Annotated in this window: 20 protein-coding genes; 7 read left to right on the top strand and 13 right to left on the bottom strand. The window is 55.5% G+C overall.

Annotated elements, in window-relative coordinates:
- The first annotated feature begins 126 nt into the window (after nt 1-126).
- The 6 genes from HW561_RS16395 (at nt 127) to HW561_RS16370 (ending at nt 6,739) form a co-directional block, all read left to right on the top strand.
- Nucleotides 127-1,719 (top strand): ABC transporter substrate-binding protein, encoded by a 1,593-nt coding sequence (locus HW561_RS16395; RefSeq protein ID WP_176866434.1) that lies wholly within the window; start codon nt 127-129, stop codon nt 1,717-1,719.
- Nucleotides 1,720-1,782: 63 nt separating this feature from the next.
- The gene (locus tag HW561_RS16390) at nt 1,783-2,892 is read left to right on the top strand and encodes a M24 family metallopeptidase (protein ID WP_176866432.1); all 1,110 of its coding nucleotides are present in this window, start codon (nt 1,783-1,785) and stop codon (nt 2,890-2,892) included.
- Entirely contained in the window at nt 2,886-3,893 is a 1,008-nt protein-coding gene (locus tag HW561_RS16385) for an ABC transporter permease subunit (RefSeq protein WP_176866431.1), read from the top strand. Before HW561_RS16390 ends, HW561_RS16385 begins: the two co-directional genes overlap by 7 nt.
- The gene (locus HW561_RS16380; RefSeq protein WP_176866430.1) at nt 3,893-4,798 is read left to right on the top strand and encodes an ABC transporter permease subunit; all 906 of its coding nucleotides are present in this window, start codon (nt 3,893-3,895) and stop codon (nt 4,796-4,798) included. Before HW561_RS16385 ends, HW561_RS16380 begins: the two co-directional genes overlap by 1 nt.
- A gap of 4 nt (nt 4,799-4,802) precedes the next feature.
- Nucleotides 4,803-5,780, top strand: coding sequence for an ABC transporter ATP-binding protein (locus HW561_RS16375; RefSeq protein WP_176866428.1), 978 nt, complete (start codon nt 4,803-4,805; stop codon nt 5,778-5,780).
- Nucleotides 5,777-6,739: a dipeptide ABC transporter ATP-binding protein gene (locus tag HW561_RS16370; protein WP_176866426.1), complete on the top strand. Its 963-nt coding sequence runs from the start codon at nt 5,777-5,779 to the stop codon at nt 6,737-6,739. Before HW561_RS16375 ends, HW561_RS16370 begins: the two co-directional genes overlap by 4 nt.
- Nucleotides 6,740-7,430: 691 nt before the next feature.
- Here the strand turns inward: HW561_RS16370 and HW561_RS16365 are convergent.
- The 13 genes from HW561_RS16365 to HW561_RS16305 all read right to left on the bottom strand — a co-directional run bounded on the left by HW561_RS16365 (nt 7,431) and on the right by HW561_RS16305 (nt 20,450).
- Nucleotides 7,431-7,757 (bottom strand): hypothetical protein, encoded by a 327-nt coding sequence (locus HW561_RS16365; RefSeq protein ID WP_176866424.1) that lies wholly within the window; start codon nt 7,755-7,757, stop codon nt 7,431-7,433.
- Nucleotides 7,758-7,872: 115 nt separating this feature from the next.
- Nucleotides 7,873-9,231 (bottom strand): HAMP domain-containing sensor histidine kinase, encoded by a 1,359-nt coding sequence (locus tag HW561_RS16360; protein ID WP_176866423.1) that lies wholly within the window; start codon nt 9,229-9,231, stop codon nt 7,873-7,875.
- A complete protein-coding gene (locus HW561_RS16355) occupies nt 9,218-9,895 on the bottom strand; it encodes a response regulator (RefSeq protein WP_176866421.1) in 678 nt (225 codons plus the stop codon). Before HW561_RS16355 ends, HW561_RS16360 begins: the two co-directional genes overlap by 14 nt.
- 113 nt (nt 9,896-10,008) lie before the next feature.
- Nucleotides 10,009-10,536 (bottom strand): roadblock/LC7 domain-containing protein, encoded by a 528-nt coding sequence (locus tag HW561_RS16350; RefSeq protein ID WP_235962947.1) that lies wholly within the window; start codon nt 10,534-10,536, stop codon nt 10,009-10,011.
- A gap of 617 nt (nt 10,537-11,153) precedes the next feature.
- A complete protein-coding gene (locus HW561_RS16345; protein ID WP_176866420.1) occupies nt 11,154-11,801 on the bottom strand; it encodes a nucleoside/nucleotide kinase family protein in 648 nt (215 codons plus the stop codon).
- Between the two features lie 48 nt (nt 11,802-11,849).
- Nucleotides 11,850-13,340: a mannitol dehydrogenase family protein gene (locus tag HW561_RS16340; RefSeq protein WP_235962946.1), complete on the bottom strand. Its 1,491-nt coding sequence runs from the start codon at nt 13,338-13,340 to the stop codon at nt 11,850-11,852.
- On the bottom strand, nt 13,340-14,113 hold the full coding sequence (locus HW561_RS16335; RefSeq protein ID WP_328803299.1) for an L-iditol 2-dehydrogenase: 774 nt from the start codon (nt 14,111-14,113) through the stop codon (nt 13,340-13,342). Before HW561_RS16335 ends, HW561_RS16340 begins: the two co-directional genes overlap by 1 nt.
- Nucleotides 14,110-15,114, bottom strand: a complete 1,005-nt coding sequence (locus HW561_RS16330) for an ABC transporter ATP-binding protein (RefSeq protein ID WP_176866417.1) — start codon at nt 15,112-15,114, stop codon at nt 14,110-14,112. Before HW561_RS16330 ends, HW561_RS16335 begins: the two co-directional genes overlap by 4 nt.
- A 12-nt stretch (nt 15,115-15,126) precedes the next feature.
- Complete coding sequence (locus HW561_RS16325; protein ID WP_176866416.1) at nt 15,127-15,957, bottom strand: carbohydrate ABC transporter permease; 831 nt, start codon at nt 15,955-15,957, stop codon at nt 15,127-15,129.
- 13 nt (nt 15,958-15,970) lie between these two features.
- Entirely contained in the window at nt 15,971-16,849 is an 879-nt protein-coding gene (locus tag HW561_RS16320) for a carbohydrate ABC transporter permease (protein ID WP_176866415.1), read from the bottom strand.
- 109 nt (nt 16,850-16,958) lie between these two features.
- Nucleotides 16,959-18,272, bottom strand: coding sequence for an ABC transporter substrate-binding protein (locus HW561_RS16315; protein WP_176866414.1), 1,314 nt, complete (start codon nt 18,270-18,272; stop codon nt 16,959-16,961).
- A gap of 96 nt (nt 18,273-18,368) precedes the next feature.
- Nucleotides 18,369-19,394, bottom strand: a complete 1,026-nt coding sequence (locus HW561_RS16310; RefSeq protein ID WP_176866413.1) for a LacI family DNA-binding transcriptional regulator — start codon at nt 19,392-19,394, stop codon at nt 18,369-18,371.
- A gap of 321 nt (nt 19,395-19,715) precedes the next feature.
- Entirely contained in the window at nt 19,716-20,450 is a 735-nt protein-coding gene (locus tag HW561_RS16305) for a 4'-phosphopantetheinyl transferase family protein (RefSeq protein ID WP_176866412.1), read from the bottom strand.
- Between the two features lie 248 nt (nt 20,451-20,698).
- On the opposite strand from HW561_RS16305, the gene HW561_RS16300 reads away from it, so the two are divergent.
- Nucleotides 20,699-22,237 (top strand): alpha/beta hydrolase-fold protein, encoded by a 1,539-nt coding sequence (locus tag HW561_RS16300; RefSeq protein ID WP_176866411.1) that lies wholly within the window; start codon nt 20,699-20,701, stop codon nt 22,235-22,237.
- Nucleotides 22,238-22,239 lie beyond the last annotated feature (2 nt).

The following is a 22,239-nucleotide window of genomic DNA, read 5'->3' as shown; positions in this document are numbered from 1 at the left end:
CTGGAAGTTGCGCCGAAAAACAACCGCGCGGGTCAGATCGTGGGTAGTTCGCAATTCAGTATCGATACTGAACATGCTTCTTATTCATGAACGGAAACCTGCCAATACCGACAGTTGGAGAAAATAATGTTTAAGAAACGAATGCTCGCATCAGGGCTGCTGATCGCCGCCTTTGGCGCATCGATGGCATCTGCTCAATCGCTTGTCTATTGTTCCGAAGGTTCACCCGAAGGCTTCGATCCGGCGCTTTTTACTGCAGGTACGACTTTTGACGCGTCAAGCCACCCGATTTACAATCGTCTCGCCGAATTCAAAGTTGGCACGACCGAAGTGATCCCGGGACTGGCAGAAAGCTGGGAAGTGTCCGACGATGGCCGGACCGTCACGTTCAACCTGCGCAAGGGCGTAAAGTTTCACAGCAATGACTCGTTCACACCCAGCCGTGATTTCAACGCGGATGATGTGATTTTTAGCTTTGATCGTCAAAAAAACGACGACCATCCCTATAACAAGGTATCGGGTGGCACATGGGAGTATTTCGACAGTATGTCGATGCCCGATCTGATCGATAGTATCGAAAAGGTTGATGACTACACCGTCAAATTCAATCTGACCCGTCCCGAGGCCCCGATTATCGCCAACATGGCGATGGATTTCGCGTCGATCGTCTCTGCGGAATATGCGGATGCGATGCTGGAAGCCGGTACGCCGGAAATGCTGAATCAGGCACCGGTCGGAACTGGCCCATTTTCGTTCCAAGCCTATCAGAAAGACGCCGTCATTCGTTATCTGCGCAACGACGATTACTGGGGGGATCCGGCCAAGGTGGAAAGCCTGATCTTTGCGATCACGCCGGATGCGTCCGTGCGCTATCAGAAGGTACAGGCGGGTGAATGTCACGTTATGGCCTATCCGAACCCGGCAGATATTCAGGCAATGCAAGATGCCTCGGATGTTGTTGTCATGGAGCAGGAAGGTCTGAATGTTGGCTATCTGGCCTACAACACCACCGTTGCACCGTATGACAACGCCAACGTGCGCCGCGCGCTGAACATGGCGATCGACAAGCAGGCGATCATCGATGTGGTCTTCCAGGGCTCTGGTCAGATTGCCAAGAACCCGATCCCGCCAACCATGTGGTCCTATGACGAAAGCACTGTGGATGACGAGTACAATCCCGAACAGGCAAAGGAACTGCTTGCCGCCGAAGGTGTTGAAGGTCTCGACATGAAGATCTGGGCGATGCCAGTGCAACGGCCGTATAACCCCAATGCGCGCCGTATGGCCGAGTTGATGCAGGCGGATTTCGCCAAAATCGGCGTCAATGTCGAGATTGTGTCTTATGAGTGGGGCGAGTATCTGTCCCGCTCCAAAGAACTGGACCGTGACGGTGCCGTTCTGTTGGGCTGGACCGGTGACAACGGCGATCCGGACAACTTCCTCGCGGTTCTGCTGGGTTGTGATGGACGCGAGGCGTCGAACCGTGCTCAGTGGTGCCACCAGCCGTTCGAAGACCTGATCCAGCAAGCCAAAGTACTGCCCACCCAGGAAGAGCGCCAGCCGCTTTATGAAGAAGCACAGAAGATCTTCAAAGAGCAGGCGCCTTGGGCGACCATCGCGCATTCGGTTGTCTACATGCCCATGCGTCCCGAAGTTGAAGGATATGTCGTGCACCCGCTGGGTGGCCATATCTTCAACCAGGTTGGCCTGTCGCAGTAAGCGATCCCTAAGAATAGGGGCGGCGCGCAATCGCCGTCCCCGACAGTTCCAAGGTTATCCCAGGTGTCGCACTCCCTTTCCGATCGTTTGACCGCCTATGCGGACGTCGCCGCTGGCTTGGGCGTGGACGCCGTGGCGCTTGTGCCCGGTCCGAACTTTATCCGTGCCGTTCAACACGCATTCATGAGCCACGAGCGTCCCTTCGTGCTGGTGATCCCAGCGCAGGGCACAGCTGCCGCACTGGTCCCCAATCTCGAATTACGCAGCTGGGATCTGGTCGGCTTTGAAGGGGCCGTATTCGACTGGCGCGATCAGGATGGCTATGACGCGGCATTCGCTGCGCTGTTGGCCTATCTGGACATCACATCGCTGGCCGTCGAAGGGCAAGTGATGCGTGTCTTTGTCCATCATGCGATGATGATCGCACAACCCGATCTGCAGATTATTGATGCCGAGCGCGAAATTTCCGGTCTGCGCTTGATCAAGACACCGTCTGATATTGACGCCCTGAAGACCGCCATTGCCATCTCGGAGCGCGCTTTGGCACGCACGCTGGAAACTGTCCGGCTTGGCCAAACGGAAAAAGAGATCGAGCAGACACTGATACAGGCATTGTTTGCCGAAGGCGCCGAGGATTTGGCGTTTTCTCCGATTGTCGCCGCCGGTGATGGCTCGGCACGCCCGCACGCCACAGCCCGCCCCGACTATGCCGTCAAAGCGGGCGATGCTTTGCTGTTGGATTTTGGTGCGCGGAAACATGGCTTTGCCGCCGACATCACCCGCACCGTGTTTCTGAGCCACGCCACCGACGAGGCGCAAGCGGTTTATGACACGGTCCTGCGGGCCAATCTCAAAGGGCTTGATGTGACACGTGCTGGCGTGACCGCGCATGATATTGACGACGCGGTGACGGGTGTGCTCGAAGCGTCCCCATTCGCTGACCGCATCCGCACCAAGACCGGTCATGGACTGGGCCGAGATGTTCACGAGGCCCCCTATATCGTCCGGGGAAACCATATGACGTTGCCAGCCGGCACCGTTTATACCAACGAACCCGGTCTTTATGACATCAACAATTTCGGGGTGCGTATCGAGGATGATGTCCTGATCACTGATGACGGATACACCTCGCTTACCCAATTTCCAAAGGATATGACGGTGTTGAAATGCTGAATTATGTTCTGAGCCGTCTGTTGACCTTCGTGCCAACCTTCATCGGTGTGACGTTGATTTCTTTTGCGTTCATCCGTGTCCTGCCCGGCGATCCGATCATCGTCATGGCCGGCGAACGTGGATTGACCCAAGAGCGTTACGCCGAGCTTGAACAGCAGTTCGGATTCGACCGCCCCATTGTGGTGCAGTTCTGGGAGTATCTGACGGGTGTCCTGCACGGCGATCTCGGGAACTCATTTGTTACCAAGAAACCGGTATGGGACGAGTTCTTCGCGCTGTTCCCGGCAACGCTTGAGCTGTCGATTTGTGCGATGATCTTTGCGGTCGCGCTGGGGTTGCCCGCCGGGGTGATTGCGGCGGTGAACCGCGGCAAGTTGTATGACAGAACGCTGATGTCCACCGCTTTGGTGGGATATTCGATGCCGATCTTCTGGTGGGCGCTGCTATTAATCATCGTCTTCTCGGGCAACCTGCAATGGACGCCGGTCTCGGGCCGGATTGACCTGATCTACTACTTCCCCGACCCCACGGGGTTCATGCTGATCGACAGCCTGGCGTCTGGGCAGAAGGGCGCGTTTGCCTCGGCGGTACGTCATCTTATTCTGCCGACAATCGTGCTGGGCACTATTCCACTGGCTGTGATTGCGCGTCAGACACGCTCGGCCATGCTTGAAGTTCTGGGCGAGGACTATATCCGCACCGCCCGCGCCAAAGGATTGTCACCGGGTCGGATCAACGGCATTCACGCACTGCGCAACGCGCTGATCCCGGTCATCACGGTAATCGGTCTGTCTGTCGGCACGCTGTTGGCGGGTGCGATCCTGACCGAGACTATCTTTAGTTGGCCGGGCATCGGAAAATGGATGGTCGACAGCATTTTCCGTCGCGATTATCCGGTGGTTCAGGGCGGTCTGTTGCTGATCGCTGTGATGGTAATGGTCGTGAACCTGACCGTCGACATGCTCTACGGTGTCATCAATCCCAAAATCAGGAAGCGCTGATGTCTGAAACCATGTCAGTCGAGGCCACTCAGGCCACTGAACGCCCGGGGCGCCTGCGCGAGTTCTGGTTCTATTTCCGCGAAAACCGCGGCGCCGTGATTGGTCTTTGGGTCTTTGTGGTCTTTGCCTTTTTGGCCCTTTTCGGGCCGTGGATCGCCCCCCACGATCCGACAGCTCAGTTCCGCGATGCGACTCTGCAACCGCCGTTTTGGCAGGAAGGCGGCAATTGGACCTATCCGCTGGGCACCGATCCGCTGGGCCGGGACATGCTGTCGCGATTGATCGTCGGCGCGCGGTATTCGTTTTTTGTCGGGGTCGTGGTTGTCAGTATCGCCGCCTCGGGTGGTATTCTGATCGGCCTGCTGGCGGGGTTTGCACCCAAATGGGCCGACAATATCATTATGCGGATCATGGATATCATCCTGGCCTTCCCGTCGCTGCTGCTGGCGCTGGTACTGGTGGCCATCCTTGGCCCGTCACTCACCAATGCGATGATTGCCATCGCGATCGTGCTGCAGCCCCACTATGTGCGCCTGACCCGCGCCAGTGTGCTGTCGGAAAAACAGAAAGATTACGTCACCTCCGCCCGGGTGGCCGGTGCAGGGTTGGTACGGCTGATGTTTGTCACCGTGCTGCCAAACTGCCTGGCACCGATCATCGTGCAGGCGGCCCTGTCGTTTTCGACGGCCATTCTTGACGCCGCAGCGCTTGGCTTTCTGGGCATGGGGGCGCAACCGCCGACACCGGAATGGGGCACCATGCTGGCCGAAGCACGCGAGTTCATTCTGCGCGCATGGTGGGTTGTCACGTTTCCTGGTCTGGCGATCCTTGTCACGGTGCTGGCCATCAACCTGATGGGCGACGGGCTGCGCGACGCGCTCGATCCCAAGCTGAAACGGAGCTAGGCCCATGTCCCTGTTACGCATCCGCAACCTCAGCGTCGAGTTCGCGACCGCAACGGGCGCGTTCCGCGCTGTGGACGCCGTCGACCAGGACGTCGATACTGGTGAAATTCTGGCCATCGTCGGCGAAAGCGGCTCGGGCAAATCGGTGTCCATGCTGGCGCTGATGGGACTATTGCCCTGGACTGCGACGGTGACCGCTGATGAGATGACCTTTGATGGCCATGATCTGTTGACGATGGATGCGCGCGCGCGCCGCGATATTGTCGGCAACGATCTTGCGATGATCTTTCAGGAACCGATGTCATCTCTGAACCCATGTTTCACCGTTGGCTGGCAGATCAAGGAAGCCCTGCGCATTCATCTGGGTCTTGGTCGCGCGGAACGCAGCAGGCGTGCGGTGGAGTTGTTTGAACAAGTGGGCATCCCCGACCCCGCCAAACGCCTTTCCGCCTTTCCGCACCAGATGTCGGGCGGCATGAACCAGCGGGTGATGATCGCCATGGCCATCGCCTGTAAGCCTAAGCTACTGATCGCGGATGAGCCGACGACGGCCCTTGATGTGACCATTCAGGCGCAGATACTTGATCTGCTGACCAGCCTGCGCGAAGAAACCGGGATGGGTCTGGTGCTGATCACCCATGACATGGGCGTGGTGGCTGAAACAGCCGAACGGGTCAGCGTACAATATGCCGGTCAGAAGATCGAGGAACAGCCTGTCAGCCCACTTTTCGCAACACCGCACCATCCCTATACAGCAGCTCTTCTCGACGCGTTACCGGAACGCGCAACCGATCGGTTGTTGCCTACAATTCCAGGCGTCGTTCCGGGACAGTTCGACCGCCCCGCCGGGTGCCTGTTCTCTCCACGCTGCAAGTTCGCCAATGCGAAATGCAAATCGACACCGCCAAGTCCTTGTGGCGCCGATCTGGGCGATGCGCGCTGTCACTATCCGCTCAACACCAGTGAAAGGATAGCGTCTTGACCGACCCTGTGATCCAAGCCAATGACCTGCAACGGCATTATTCCGTAAGTGGCGGCCTGTTCAAACCTGCTCGCACACTCAAGGCAGTTGCGGGGCTTGATTTTTCACTATCTGCCGGCAAGACGCTCGCAGTGGTTGGCGAAAGTGGTTGTGGCAAATCTACATTGGCCCGCATGGTGGCAATGATCGAAGAACCGACTGCGGGCTCGTTGACGCTGGATGGTAAGCCGGTACTGGCCACGGACTGGGCCGAATTGCGCCAATTGGTACAGATTGTATTTCAGGATCCTTACGGCTCGCTCAACCCGCGCCAGCGCATCGGTACTATCTTGCAGGAACCACTGGTCATTAACCGACCCGATATGACGAAAGCGGACCGCGAAGCCAAAGCGCGCGAAATGATCGATCTTGTCGGATTGCGCCCCGAGCATTACGACCGCTACCCTCACATGTTCTCAGGCGGTCAGCGCCAGCGGATCGCCGTGGCGCGGGCGCTGATGCTGGACCCCAAGGTGTTGGTACTGGATGAGCCGGTCTCGGCGCTTGATCTGTCGATCCAGAGTGCAGTCCTGAACCTGCTGACGGAATTGCAGGATCGCCTGAAACTGGCCTATCTTTTTATCAGCCATGACCTGTCGGTGGTGCGCCACGTGGCAGACGATGTCATCGTCATGTATCTGGGCCGCGCGGTTGAAAGTGGGCCTAAATCATCCGTATTCGACGCGCCCAAACACCCCTATACCAAAGCGCTCATGTCCGCCACGCCGCGCGCCAACCCCGAGGCTGACAAGGTCAGGATAAAACTGTCCGGAGAGCTGCCGTCGCCTCTGTCAATTCCCAAGGGTTGCGCCTTTGCGCCAAGGTGCTGGAAAGCGAAGGCGCGTTGTGCCGCGGAGCTGCCGCTGGCCGACGCTGGAAACCACGTCGCGGCGTGCTTCTTTCCAGAAGAGGCGCCGTAAGGCGAGCATCGTCAGGTTTTCTGGCCTGTATCTCAGCGATGCGGATGCATAAGAAGTAGGCCATAGGCCAACGAAAACGCCGCGCGCTACAAACCAGCCGACAGGGAATAAAGCGACTGCGCCCAGTCGGGCGTGATGCCCGTCCCAAGCCGTGCCAGAACGGAACCGATTAGCGACAGGTAGACGGATACTGTCCTGTTATTCGCTGTCAGGGCCTAACCCGCATGGCCATGTGTGGCGCGTGTCATCACCGCCAGTGTTATGCCACCGGACATAGCATGCCAAATCGCGCACTAGGATTTTGCGACCCTCTTTGTGTTTCTGATCCGCCACCATCTTGGCGCCATCCTCCGTCAAAGGGGGGCATCTTCTCCTTCTGACAGGCATTGATCTGTGCGGCATTGCTGTCACAGGCATTGCGGCCATCTGGTAGTGCCCCCCTCCGAGGGGTTAGAGGGGAGCACTACGCTGGCTAAGGAAGGCTTGCTTACGAGTGAGTGGCCCGTGTTTTCACAGTGCCGGTTTACACCCTATTGGAGGGGGGTGCAGATACTTCCTTAGATGAGTGTTTCGGTATGAGCCGAACTAATGGGTGCAATCTGGCTGGAAATTATTTCACTGCGTTTTCACCAAGTTTAAAAATTCGAAAGGTTTTCACTTTTCAGTGCACAGGTTGCTGCAAACGCCGATGTTACCCGTCCGTTGTACAATGACCATGATCTTCCAGCGTTGTCGCCCCGTGTGTCGAAAGCTCGTAAGTCATAGTTGGAAAATGAAGCACCAGCGTCCAGACTTCATCGGGTTTAATGTGAATGAACGTCACTCCATCAAGGCCGTGTGCGACCGATGCCGTGCCCTCTGTATCTTGATAAATCAAGCGCGCATTAGTGGGGTCATCGCCCTGAAAAATCTGTATTTCGTCCTCGGACACGTCAGACGTGCACCTAAACTCTTTTTCGCCAGCAAAAGCTGAAGATGCTGCCACCGTGAACAATACAACAATCACATTTCTTAGCATTAGGCTTCCTCATTTCCTCAATTGAACAAAGTATCGACCAATTCGGTCACGTGGTTGATCCAGAAAGGATCAATATGTCTTGGTGGAGCGATTTCACGGGGCCCCGCGAGGTCGCCTATGTGTTCCTAAAGCTGCACCGAATTCTCAAACCCGGGTCGTTGTCCTCTGCAGACACCATTGCCCCGTGCCGTACGGCTACGGCCTTCACAAGCGCCAGCCCCAGCCCGTTCCCATTGTCGTTGCTGGTTGCAGCTGCCCTGTAAAAGGCGTCAAATATCTTGCCGATTTGTGCCTTTGGCACCCCGGGGCCATTATCCTCAACAACCAACTCAACGCTCTCTGAAGTCGCTGTTAGAGAAATCCTTGTCCAGGATCCGGAAGGGCAGTAACGGAGCGAGTTGTTCACAAGATTGACGAGCATCTGCTTCAGCATATGTTCGTCGCCGCGGATCAATACAGTGTCTGCATTGTAGTCAGCGGTTATGACTTTTTCCTCGTCAGACGCGATCGGCGAGAAGGTCTCTACAACGTCTTCCACCAAGGCGCTCAGATTAACGGGTGTAAATTGGCTGTTGGGCCCACCAGCTTCAATCCGGGAAATCCTCAGGATAGTATCGAAAACAGAGCTGAGCCGTTTCAGCTCTGTTTCCAATTCATAAAGCCTTGGTCGAGGGTCGCCCCCGTACTCAACCTCACTGTAAACCTGCTGCAAGGCCAGAAATCCATGGGAAAGCGGTGTTTTCAAGTCATGGGCAATTGTAACCGCCGTCGTTTGAGTGCTGATGAGCAGGCTCGACAGTCGGTCAAGGTGGCGGTTCATCAGCCCTGAAACCCGATCAATCTGGTCGTTCATTTTTGAAACGGGAAGGCGAATGTCGGTATCCCCTTGTGACACCAGGTCAAGGGTGCGCTCGATCCGTTTGAGTTTTCTGTAACTTTGAGAACTGACATAATAACCCAGGCCTAAAACAGTGGACGTCGTCGCAAGGGTCAAAAACAACAATCCTTCCCAAAGCGTTGTGAGGGCCTGGTTGAGTGATGTCATACTGCGCGCAACAACCGTGCGATAGCCGAGATAGTCGGTCGCATGAAGCAAGTAGACAGGAGCCGATCCGCCAACTTCCACAAAGTCCGGGTCCACCTCGTGCCAGCCGTTTGCGTCGGGTATTTTTGCGACAGATCCAGCAAGTGCAGAGTTGTGATTGTTAAACAGTGCTATCATATGGAGCCCTGTCCGGTTTGGGCTGTTCAAGTGCTCGACGGCCCGCTGAACGGCGTCCGCGCCGCCATCAAGCAGTATCTCATGGAGCAGAAGTTCTTCTTCGAGTATCTGTTGTTCGAGGTTAAAGCGGAGCCTGTCTTGCAACGCCAGATAGGCCGCATATCCAAATACCGCCGTTATGACCCAAACCACCATCGCGGCATAGCATGCAGTCCGGAACGGAGCGCCGGAAAAAATACTAGCGCGGTCCATGGACGCTGTATCCAACATTGCGGGATGTATGCAGAAGTGGCGTATCAAAGGGTTTATCGATCTTTGTCCTCAGCCGGCTGATATAAGTCTCAATCACCGTTGAATGCGGGTCGAAGTTGTAATCCCAGACTTGTTCCAGAAGCATGGTGCGCGTCACGATCCGCCCCGAGTTCCGCATCAGAACTTCCAAAAGCGCAAATTCGCGTGGCAACAGATCTATTGTTTCATTTTGTCGTTTGACGACCCTGCTGAGCAGGTTCATTGACAGGTCGTGGACGTGAAGCTCGGTCGTTGCGACACCAGCAGAGTGCCGCTTGATAATGCTATACAAGCGCGCCAGGAGCTCCGAAAAGTGAAAAGGTTTAACAAGATAGTCGTCTGCGCCTTCAGTCAGCCCCTCAACTCTGTCCTGGACATCTCCGATCGATGTGAGAAACAAAACCGGCGTTTGCCTTCTGGCCGCCCGCAGAGCCTTCAAAACGGAAAGACCGTCCATTCCTGGTAGCATCCGGTCAAGGATGATCGCATCACACTCATTATAGAGGCAATAGGACAAGGCATCTCGACCGTCTTCATACCACTCTACACTGAAGCCATTGGCTTGCAGGCCAGAATTGACGAACTCAGCAGTCTTTTTGTCGTCTTCCGCGACCAGTATTTTCATTCTACGCCCCTCCATAATAGCCATCGTCTGCTTTGGGCAGAGTACCTGAAATTGCCATGTAATAGACCCAGTCACATCGAGGTGGCTGAGTCCATTTGGCAAAAGGCTGCAGACTAAAGACTCAGCGTTTCTTCGACCGCTTTAACCTGAAGCCGCGCCAGGCCCAGGTTGGCGGCTTTTTTGTCCAATACGACATACACAAAGATATTAGGGGATTTCTCGAGGGGTCGGATAAGGTGAAACTGCTTGCCTAGTGTGATCAGAATGTCTTCGATGGAATCGTTGAGTTTCAAGGTTTCGATAGCCTGCAGTTTTGCGCGGACGACTTCAACATTTGCCGCGCCTGCGGTTTCGAGATCAAACTTGGAGCCGCCCTCTGTGCCAAGCACAAGCCCCGTATCACTGTCGACGAGGCACGCCCCCAAGAGGCCTTTGATTTCACCTAGTTTCGAAATGTCTAACGACATGTTTGGCTCCTTTTCTGCCTTGGAATTATTCACCTGACCCAAATCTGATGTTTGAGTGACCGGACGGGTCAGGTCGTTTGCGGGTGGAATGGTGATGGTGTGTCTTTGAACCAGGCCAACTCTTTCGCTGAACCTGGCAATCACAGAAGCAACGTCGCCCTTGGACTTTGACATTTGCTATCCAATTCTTGCTGTGACTGATGCAGGGGAGTGTCGAACCGGGGGCTTGCCAGTTCGGATCGCTTGAGCACGAAGGAAGAGCTGCTCAACCAGTCCATCGTCCAAGCCAGGGAGAATTCTCGTTTTCTGGGCAGCGCGGCGCCCCAGGTCTGGCGCCACCTTTGAAAACGGTGTGTTTAAGTCTTGAGAGCGCTTGCGGGCCCTGCCTGCAAACTTCAGTGCAGTAACAGTGGCGAGGGTCAAATATTGGGCATGTTGAGCCGAGATAGCCAATGCACTTTCGGGACTTAAGAGGAACGCGGGCCACAGATGTCCGATTTCGAAAATGACGCTGGCCAATACGGATAAAACTAAACTCAACTTAAGACCCCGACTTGCGACTAACCAATCAAGCCGGTGGTAGATTGTCGGGAGTTTTAACCAACCTTTCAGGAAACTTAAAAATTTGTAAGGTTATGGCATAATGACCGCGATCAGCTGATCGTCGAATGTAATGAGGTTGCGTCACAAACTTTGGGCTTAGATTTACAGGGGTAATGGTTCCCACAATTGGCTGTGGCAAGGTCAGAATAGTTTGTTGTGGATGTCCTGATGCAAAACCGTAGCACTACCTACGCTGTCACGAGGATGAACTCAGCCTGAACGCTGTTATCGGTGACCCGCCGCGCATTGAGGAGATCATTGCCTTCAACTTTTCTGATTGCGTCCGGCTGGCTAAACCCGAGGTCGGTCCACCGTTTCTGCAACCGTTCGCTTAGGGTAGGCTCATCACAAGCAATCATCGCAGTCAGTTCGAAACACTGGTGAAGCCGTCGCCATGGCGCGTCGTTTAGCAGAAGGTAGTTCCCTTCTGCCAGAAGGATTCGAGTGTTGCGATCGATGAGGCGGGCACTGGCTCGGGATAGTTCCATCGTTCTGTCAAAGACCGGAACTGCCACGTCTGCAGTTAGATAGGTCGTTGCCAATCGGTTCAAAGTTACTTCAAATCCCTCTACATCAAATGTATCGGGTGCCCCTTTTCTTTGGCCACGGCCCAACTGGGCCAGTATAGCATCGTCAAAATGGAACCCATCCATTGGGACAATTTGTACTTCTTGATTGTGAACTTTCTGAAGATCGGTTTGCAACAACTCTGCCGAGGTGGATTTGCCGCTACCGGGCGCGCCTGCTATGGCAACGATGATACGTGATGTCGTTGCGCGCGCGGCAATTTCGGCGGCAAGCTCTTCCAGAACAACCGTGTTTTGCGGATGGGTCATGTGATGTCCAGCATAGTGTATGTGACCTGATCCAAGGGTATTTTTCGTTTAGGCGGAATATGCTTTCAGGGCAGCATGGGTGCCATCGCTCCAGATCAGGTTCAACCAGCGCGAAAACGCGTCGGGAAAACGCGTATGATCTGACAGATTGCCGTAAATCTGGTGCATTTCCAACCAGGCAGAGGGACGCGATTTCGCGCGTATGGCAGCCTTATTCAGCTGATCCCAATGCGGGTCATTTGGATCAATAACCGTACCGTCTTCGCGAACACCTGCGCACATGCGGGCCCACAGCGCCTCGACCAGGGCCAGTCCTTCAACGGGACCTCCGGAGGCAAGCGCATCCCTCAATATCGGCAAAACAAAACCAGGATGCCGGGATGAGCCATCAAAGGCCACTCGCCGCGTGGTGTCGCGGATCTTGGGGTTCGCAAATCTCTTTTCGACCAAGGCAAGGTAATCCTGCGGGGTGGTCCCATCCACGGCTTCCACATAGGGCAATATTTCCCTGGTCTGGACCTTGTGGAAGAACGCGCGCATCAGAGGATCAGCCATGCAATCGGTGATCGTTTTGATGCCCCGCATTTCACCCGCGTTGGCCAATACTTGATGCCCCGCATTCAGAATGCGGATCTTCATGCTTTCATGAGCGTGCACATCGTCAGTTATTGTGGCCCCTGCCCGCTCCCACGGGGGGCGACCCGCGCCAAACTGATCTTCAATGACCCATTCGCGATAGTTTTCATGGGTGACAGGTGCCGCGTCCAGAATTCCCAATTCCCGAACAGAGGACAGCTCGGCATCACCGGTGGCGGGAACAATGCAGTCGACCATTGCATTGGGAAATCGGGCGGCTTGGTCGATCCATTGGGCAAGGTCCGGGTCCGTCAAGCGTGCCAGATCAACGACCGTGCGCCGCAAAACGTCACCATTATTCTGAAGATTATCGCAGCTTTGGCCGGTAAAGGGCGGGTATCCGGCCTCTCGCCTTGCGCGATAGGCCGCGATCATCGCACCAAACGCGGTGACGGGCCGCTCAGGATTGGCAATATCATGGGCGATGTCAGGGTGATCGACGTCAAGCCCACCCGCTTCGGATTGATAATAACCGCCTTCGGTGACGGTCAAAGACACGATGCGGATGCGTGGGTTAGACATCACGGCGATCAGGGGTGCGTTTTCAGGGTGGACTTCAACAAAATCAATCATCGACCCGATGACCTCGACCGAGGCGCTGTCAGGGTCCAGCTCGACCAGCGTTGTCAGGCAATCCTGCTGCAATAGGCGCTTGCGCATTGCTGCATCGCTGGGGCGTACTCCAGCGCCGATGATGGCCCAGTCAAAGGCCAGACCTTGCTGCATAAGACGGTGCAAATACCATGCCTGATGCGCGCGGTGGAAGTTTCCCAAACCGATATGGACGATGCCCGGGCTGAGTTTTTTGCGGTCGTAGACTAGGGTTGAGACGCCCTCTGGCAGGTCGCCCAGCGTCGCATCAGAGAGCCTCACGGCGGGCGTACCATCTGTTTGATACATCATCAGCTCATCCAGTTCCCACCGTCGACGTTGTAGGTCTGGGCCACAACGTAGGAGGCATCATCGCTGGCAAGAAACACCGCCATTCCGGTAAGATCCTCGGCCTGACCCATCCGCCCGAAAGGCACTGCGTCAGCTACCTCCTTTTTCTTTTGACCCGGGGCTTTGCCTTCGTATTTGGCAAAGAACGCATCGACGTCATCCCAGTGTTCGCCATCCACAACGCCGGGCGCGATGGCGTTCACGTTGATGCCGTGTTGGATCAGGTTCAGCCCGGTCGATTGCGTCAACGAGATGACGGCCGCTTTGCTGGCGCAATAAACCGCCACGAGGCTTTCGCCGCGTCGCCCAGCTTGACTGGCCATGTTGATGATACGTCCGTTGATGCCGCGTTCGGTCATATGTCTGGCGACGGCCTGCAGGGTAAAAAGTGTGCCGCTGACGTTGACGTCAAAGGTGCGAGCGTAATCTGCGCGCGTGATCTCATCTACCGGCGCAGCGGTAAAAAGCGCGGCGTTGTTGATCAGGATATCGATCCGACCAAACGCATCGATGGTGGCCGCGACGCCCGCATCAATGCTGGCCTGATTGGTCACATCCATCTGCACCGCAACCGCCGCTTGACCAATGTCTGCAGCGGCCGTCTTGGCACGATCCAGATCAATATCGGCAATCGCGACCCGCGCGCCTTCGGCAACATAGGCTTTGGCAAATGCCAGCCCGATACCGCGTGCCGCACCGGTGATTAGCGCTGATTTTCCAGCCAGCCGCATCACGCGATCCGCAACCCGTCAGCATCAAAGCGATGAATTTCGTCAACCCTTGGGGCCAAATGGATTGTATCGCCATGTTTCAGGTTCACATCACCGATGGCACGCACGGTCATCGTCTCGGCCAACCCGGTATTGTGGATGTGAAAGAAGGTGTCTGAGCCGAGGTGCTCGGCCACGCCCACTGTCCCCTGCCATTGACCGCCACTTTCGACGACATCTATATGCTCGGGACGGACACCAATGGTATGGGCGTCGTGTTTTGCTGCCTCATCTCCGGTCATCAGGTTCATCTTGGGCGAGCCGATGAAGCCCGCAACAAATGTGTTGCGCGGGGTGTGATAGAGCTCTAGCGGGGTGCCGACCTGCTCAATCACGCCCGCTTGTAACACAACGATCTTGTCGGCCATGGTCATGGCTTCGACCTGATCGTGGGTCACATAGACCATCGTTGTCTCTAAGCGTTTATGTAACTCGCTGATCTCAAGGCGCATACCAACGCGCAGCGCGGCATCGAGGTTTGACAGAGGCTCATCAAACAGGAACGCTGCCGGATCACGGACAATGGCGCGACCAATGGCGACCCGCTGACGCTGACCCCCTGATAACTGCCCCGGGCGACGGTCCAGATAGTCGGTTAGGTTCAGGACTGATGCGGCCCGTTCGACTCGCTTGGTGATCTCGGCCTGATTCAGTTTGGCCATCCGCAACGGAAAGGCGATGTTCTTGCGCACTGACATATGCGGGTACAGAGCGTAAGACTGGAACACCATGGCAAGGCCGCGTTTGGCTGGCACCACATCTGTTGCGTCCTGACCGTCGATCTCGATATGACCTGTCGTTATGTCCTCAAGTCCTGCAATCAGACGCAGGAGCGTTGATTTCCCACAGCCCGAGGGGCCGACGAAAACGGTGAACTCTCCATCCTGAATGGTCAGGTCCAAGGGCGGTATGACTTGTACATCGCCAAAGCTTTTGGTCACTTGTTTGAGTTGGATTTGTCCCATAGTTCAGGTTCCCTATTTCACCGCGCCAAACGTCAGGCCGCGGACCAGTTGTTTCTGGCTGAACCAGCCAAGGATGAGGATCGGAGTGATGGCCATGGTCGAGGCCGCGCTGAGTTTCGCGAAAAACAAACCTTCAGGGCTGGAGTAGCTGGCAATGAAGGCTGTCAGCGGGGCCGCATTGGCCGCCGTCAGGTTGAGTGTCCAGAACGCCTCGTTCCATGCGAGGATGAAGTTCAGAAGGATCGTGGACGCGATGCCCGGGATTGCCATGGGCGTCAGGACATAGAGGATTTCCTCTTTCAGTGTCGCACCGTCCATACGCGCGGCTTCCAGGATTTCGCCGGGGATTTCCTTGAAGTAGGTGTACAGCATCCAGACGATAATCGGCAGGTTGATGAGCATCAGCACAACCACCAGACCTCCACGGGTGTCGAGCAGGTTGAATTCGACGAAAATCAACGAAATTGGGTAAAGTACACCCACTGCAGGCAGCATTTTGGTCGAGAGCATCCACAACAGAACGTCTTTGGTCCGTTTGGAGGGTACAAAGGCCATAGACCAGGCGGCAGGGATCGCCACGAGGATGCCTAGGATCGTGGAGCCCCCGGCAATGATCACCGAATTCCACAGGAACTTCATATAATCAGAGCGTTCCTGCACCAGCGCGTAGTTTTCCAGCGTCCAGTCAAAGGCAAAGAACAGCGGTGGATCGTTGATCGCCTGGGCCTCGGTCTTGAAGCTGGTCAGGATGGTCCAGTAGATCGGAAAGAAGATAATCAGGCCAATGGTCCAGGCGGCAGCAGTGGTGATCATCTTGCGTTGTTTTGTGACAGTGCGTGACATGTGATCAACCCCTTCAGGCGTCCAGATTTTTGCCGACGATGCGCATCAGAAAGATGGCAACGATATTGGCAAGGATGATGGCGTAAACACCGCCGGCAGAGCCCAACCCGATATTCTGGCTGTCGATGACACGCTGGAAAATCAGGTAGGTCAGGGTTCGCGTGCCGAAGGCGCCGCCTGTGGTCACGAAAATCTCGGCGAAGATCGACAAAAGAAAGATCGTCTGGATCAGGATGACGATGGTGATGGCGCGGGCCAGATGCGGTAGCACAATGTGCCAGAACCGTTTGAGCACGGGTGCGCCGTCCATTTCAGCAGCCTCCAGCTGTTCGCTGTCCAGCGATTGGATGGCGGTCAAAAGGATGAGTGTGGCAAATGGCAACCACTGCCAGGACACGATCATGATAATCGAGCTCAGCGATGCGTCTTGCAGCCAGGCCACCGGTTCGGCCCCAAAGAAACGCCAGAGATGCGCGAAGATGCCGTTGACCGGGTCCATCAGCATGTTTTTCCAAACCAGCGCAGATACGGTTGGCATGACAAAAAACGGGGCAATCACAAGAATGCGGACAACGCCCTGACCCCACATCGGCTGATCCAGAAGGATCGCCAGCAATATACCAAGCACCAGTGTGATCAGCAGCACGCCGCCCACCATCACAAGCGTTGTTTGCACAGAAGGCCAAAAGGAACTGGACGACAGGAACCGGGCATAGTTCGCAAACCCCACCCAATCGAGCCCGCGGTCAATGCTGTCACCGCGCAGGGGCAAGTATTTGGTGAACGAGAACCACAAGGTCATGATCAGGGGGACCAGCATCCAGCCCAAAAGCAGGACCACTGCGGGTGCCATCATAAAGCGGGCGGCGGATCTGGAGGCTTTGGTGGCCATTGGATAGTCCTCTCCTGTGGACGGGTGTACCGAACTGGATCGTAACAAAGGTGAATTTGAAAGTCGTGGATCAGGGGGCAGCGTGATGTGCCCCCTGATATCGGGACGTTTAGCGGTAGCCTGCGGCTTCCATTGCGTCGTTTGTGATCGCCTGAGCTTTCTCAAGCGCTTCTTCGATGGTCTGCTGACCAGCATAAGCGGCTGAGAACTCCTGACTTACTTCGGTTGCGATGCCTGCAAATTCCGGGATTGCCGCGAACTGGATGCCAACATAAGGGCTTGGTTCTACAGTGGAATCATTCGGATCAGCCGACAGGATCGAGTCGAGCGTCATCTGAGCGAACGGAACGGCCTGATAGTTTGGGTTTTCATACAGGGATGTCCGCGCGCCCGGAGGGACATTGGCCCAGCCTTCATTCTCGGCGACCAGATCGATATAACCGGTCGAGGTTGCCCATTCGATGAACTGCTTGGCTTCTGCCTCTTGCTGGGTGCCCGCCGGAATTGCCAATGCCCATGCCCACAGCCAGTTTGACCGCTTGCCCAGACCTGTGTCTGGGGCCAGTGCAAAGCCAACGCTGTCAGCAACTGTAGAATCGTCACCGGTTACGAAAGACGCCGCAACGGTCGCGTCGATCCACATGCCGCACTTGCCCTGATTGAACAGCGACAGGTTTTCGTTGAACCCATTGGTCGCGTATCCGGTGGGACCGGAGGCATCCATCATGTTCTTGTAGAAGTTAAGCGTGTTGGCCCATTGTTCCGTGTCGAACTGTGCGTTCCAGTCCATGTCGAACCAACGTGCGCCGAACGAGTTGGACATAGCGGTGATGAATGCTCCACCTTCGCCCCAACCAGCCTTACCACGCAGGCAGATGCCGTTGATGTCAGCGTCGCGGTCTGTCATTGCAGCGGCAGCTTCAGCGATAAAGTCCCATGTCGGCGCGTCCGGCATCTCGAGACCCGCAGCTTCCATCAGATCGGTGCGGTACATGATCATCGAGCTTTCACCATAAAACGGTGCCGCATACAGCGTGCCGTCATGGGAAAGGCCCCCTGCCATTGCGGGCAGAATGTCACCAACGTTGTAGTCTTCGGACAGATCGTCCAGCGGAACCAGCCAGCCGTTCGAGCCCCAGATCGGGGTTTCGTACATGCCGATTGTCATGATGTCGAACGCCCCACCTTTGGTGGTGATGTCGGTCGTGACGCGCTGACGCAGTACGTTTTCTTCCAGTGTGACCCACTCGACTGCGATGCCAGTATCTTCGGTAAATTTGTCGGTATAGCCCTGCATACGGATCATGTCGCCATTATTAACGGTGGCGACTGTGATCGTTGCGGAAGGGTCGGCTGCGAAAGCACCAGTTGCTGTAATCAGCGATAGCGCAGTTGCAGCACAAAGTGTGCTCTTCAAGGACATCCGGTTTCCTCCCTGGTTGGATGTTGTGCACCAAGGCTAGCCGGACAAGCGACGCGGCGTCAATATAAATTTTACGCGCGTAAAGTTAATTGAAATCTACGCAGAGTCGCGCAAGATCAGCTTTCCCTCTAATCGCGTGCTTTTCCAAGGTGATACCTGCCCCTCAATCGCGGTGAACAGCGCCTCGGCTGCGGTCTGGGATACCGCGTCATAATTGTGCGAAATCGTCGTAAGCGGCGGGCAAGTATAGCGCGAGTGCGGGTGCCCGTCTTGTCCGGCGACCCGAATCGCGCAGTCGTCGCCACGCCCGACGCGGATATTTTTTTCATAACAGGCGGTCAGTAATCCAATTGCCAAACGGTCGTTGCTGCACAAGATCGTATTGGTCGAAAAGTACCCCTGTTGCAGTGCCTCATGCCCGCCCAAGCGACCAATTTCCTCAAACCCCCAGCCTTCACCCTCAACAGAAATGACGTCCGGAGTATGGCCGAATTCCTTCATCGCATTCAGATAGCTTTGACGACGCCGGTGCGCATTTGGGTTTGCTGGGGTTTTCATCTCAAAAAAGCAGGGCGGTTCGCCCGTCCTGCACAAGTAGTCTGTGATATGGGCTGTGAACTGAAAGTTGTCTGAGCCTACAAAAGCAAGGCCGATCTCATCGACGCTGCTGTCGAAGATCAAAGTGGGGACGTCTTCGCAGAACCTTTCCAGCGCTTTCCGGTCCGACGCGCGCCCCAGTGGAGCCAGCAGGACGCCAGCGGGTTTGAGAGACCGGAGCGTTTCCAGAACCTCGACCTCAAACGCGGGATCCCCGTGTGAGCTGAACAATGTCGGGCGATACCCTGCGGCGATACATCTTTGTTCAAGGTTCCGCGCAATCTCTGCAAAATAGGGATCCGACAATAGCGGCACCACAACCCCAACATTCTTCGTCAACTTCCGGTTCTGGTTCATCGCATAGATGTTGGGGCGATAGTCATGAAGCTCCAGCGCGGCCTCAATCCGAGTGCGCGTGTTGGTTCGGACACTGCTCGGATCATTAAAGTACTTCGACAACGTCGGGCGAGAGATACCGCTGACGCGGGCAAATTCCTCCATGTTTCGAATTTTGTTACCCGTCATCGCCAATTGCTCCGTCGCATTTTGTGCCACTGTTTAAACTTAACGCAATGGTACAATTTCTTGTCGCGCGCAAAAAATCAACTTTTCATTGAGATTGCCGATTTTTACTTTCCATGTCCGACGCGTGAGCTTGGAAGATCAGGAGGCCAGCGCTACCCTCAACTGCGTCTCTGGTTTCATCTCATCAAGAAACGAACGTGTCCAATGCTTGTGTTCAGGCTCTGCTTTGACAGCGGAGACGCTCGACTGAAACGAAATCGCCCACATGGCTCGCGCAAACCGCTCGTCTTGCCTGACGCTTCAAAACCCGCTGGACACGCCCTAGTCAGCTGGCATTGTACACAGCCACGTCAATATATGATCTTCGATAACTTTGTAGCAAATCTCAAAGCACATTCCCGAACGTAGTGAGGGTCCAATATCGGCCGTTAGTACAAGTTGCAGCCGGCTATCGCATGGCGGGGATGCCAATTCGGCTGAATCGAATCCAAAGAAGCGACCAACGGTCGGGTAAAGCGCCTTGAACAGGCTCTCTTTTGCAGAAAATACCAGCACCGCCTTTTGATCATCCCCAAGTGTTTGGGCTGCAGAAAGAACACGTACTTCTGTACTGTTGAGAGCAGTTCCGCGAATGGCTTCGATATTTGGACCCGGCACAACCTTTTCGATATCAACGCCTGTCATCGCCAGTGGGTCTTTATAGATCAACGATGCGCACCGATCACATGTATGGCTGATGGACCCAGAGATCCCGTGAGGCCAAATCGGCGCACGGTCAGTCCTTTGGGCAATAGGAACATCCGGCAAGTTTAAAAAGCGGAACCCGTACTTTACCGCCAGCCTGCCCGCCAGATATTCTGCACGGCGTTTGTCGACGGCATTTTGCAACGAGTCCGGGAAAGGCACATTGAAATGCGCAAACAACTCCTTGCGAAATACACCTGAACGGTATGGTCCGAGAACCATTATTGCCTGATCTGTCGCTACATCGATCTTATTGAAATACGGCAGGAATCCGGACTGATCGTACCAAATGGGGTCGGCAGTTTTTAGCATAAGAATCCTTTCCTCATACCCGGATTACGGGAGAGCGTATTAGACAGGTTTGTCAACTGGAGGTGGGGTCATTCAATGCTGCGCCGATGCTTTCGGCAAACATAATTGTCGCATTCACAAAAGGCTCGGCTCTGGACGCCTTATGGTTGTACAGGCATGAGTACCCCAACAGCCAGAGATGGGCTCCCACCTCACGCCGGACAAGCACCACACCGGACCAACCGGCACGGTAGCCTTTGGAGCACTACATGCCATCCCTGGTTTCAGTACAGCCGCTCACGCGGGAAAAACGAATTCAGACACCGCCCGGCACCTATGTCGAAGGGATGCTAGAGTGCGCAAAAGGGTCTGTGGATCTGGTCCTGAGCGAGGACGGCTATTCGGACCGGATACTGCTGCGGGATGTTCAAGAGACGCACAGTTTTCGCTTTGTCTCACGCGCCCCGAACAGCATTCTGAAAATCGGGCAAGGCACCAACAGCACCGCAACTTTGAACATCACACGCACCGTCACCCCGGAACAGCAAGGCGTTGCCGAAACTGCTGTTGTCAGCGACACTCCTCTCAGCCCGCGCTTGCAGCAAATTACCACAGGTGAACTGACCATTGATACGTTCTGGCAGGACGTAACCCGCACGGGCACGCCCATCGTCGAAGCCGATCATGAAGGGTCCTCGGATCACATGTTGCTGACCTTTCTTTGGCGTGAGGATGTACGTAACGCTCGATTGATCGGAGGGCCCGCCCCGGATCATGTCTGGATGCAAAGGCTTGCACAGACAGACCTGTGGTTCGCCTCATTTAGGGTGCCAAAAGACCTGCGTCTGAGTTATCGCGTCGCGCCTGACGTACCAAACATCAATGCGTCGCCGCGTGAAAACCGGATGGCTCTGCTTGCGGTGGCTCAGGCAGATCCCAACAACAAATCACCACTCTTTCCGTCCGAACGGGATCCGTTCGCGCAATGGAGCTTGTTCGGTGAAAAAACCATGCAAGAGCAGCGCCAGATCATGGGCCAGGTGACACGCAATGTGACCGAGCACCGTGTCGATGATCCGAAACTCGCGTCGGGGCGCAAAATCTGGATTCACGTTCCGTCCGGATTTAAACCGGGTGCAACTGAAAATATCCTGCAGATTGTGTTTGACGGTGCGGTTTATCTGCATCAACTCGACCTGCCACAATGCACCGAGGCGCTTGTCCGAAGCGGGGATTTGCAGCCTGTTGCCACAGTATTTGTCGATGCCGTATCGCCTGGCCGCCGGTCCGAAGACCTGACTTGCAATGATCGGTTCACCCGGTTCCTTACGAACAAGGTTCTGCCGTTTGCCTGTGACCGGATAGGTCAGGAATTTGATGCGGACCGCGTTGTCGTTTCAGGGTCAAGTTTCGGGGGTTTGGCCGCCGCTTACGCAGCGCTGACATCCTCCGGCAAGATCGGCAATTTTATCTCTTTGTCCGGCTCGTTTTGGTGGGGACCAACCGGTTGGACCAAGCCGACACCTTTCATGAATACGCTGCCTGTGGACCCGGCAGTGCGCGCAGTCCTTACCGCAGGCAGCTACGAGGTCGCCCGCCATGAAGGTGATCTTGGTATTCTTGAAACCACAGGCAGCGTTACAAACAGGCTGAATCAAGCCGGCGCTGGTGCGGCGATGAAAACCTACTGCGGGGGTCATGATTATGCGATCTGGCAACCTGCCCTGACCGAAGCGCTGATCACATTGTTTGGCCCGGCGAATGCATCAAAGCACGCGCCGGAACACGCGGTTCACATACGGAACTGAAG

It is taken from the genome of Ruegeria haliotis (assembly GCF_013377785.1).
Classification (GTDB): Bacteria; Pseudomonadota; Alphaproteobacteria; order Rhodobacterales; family Rhodobacteraceae; genus Ruegeria; species Ruegeria haliotis.
This window is presented reverse-complemented; position numbering and strand designations above follow the sequence as displayed.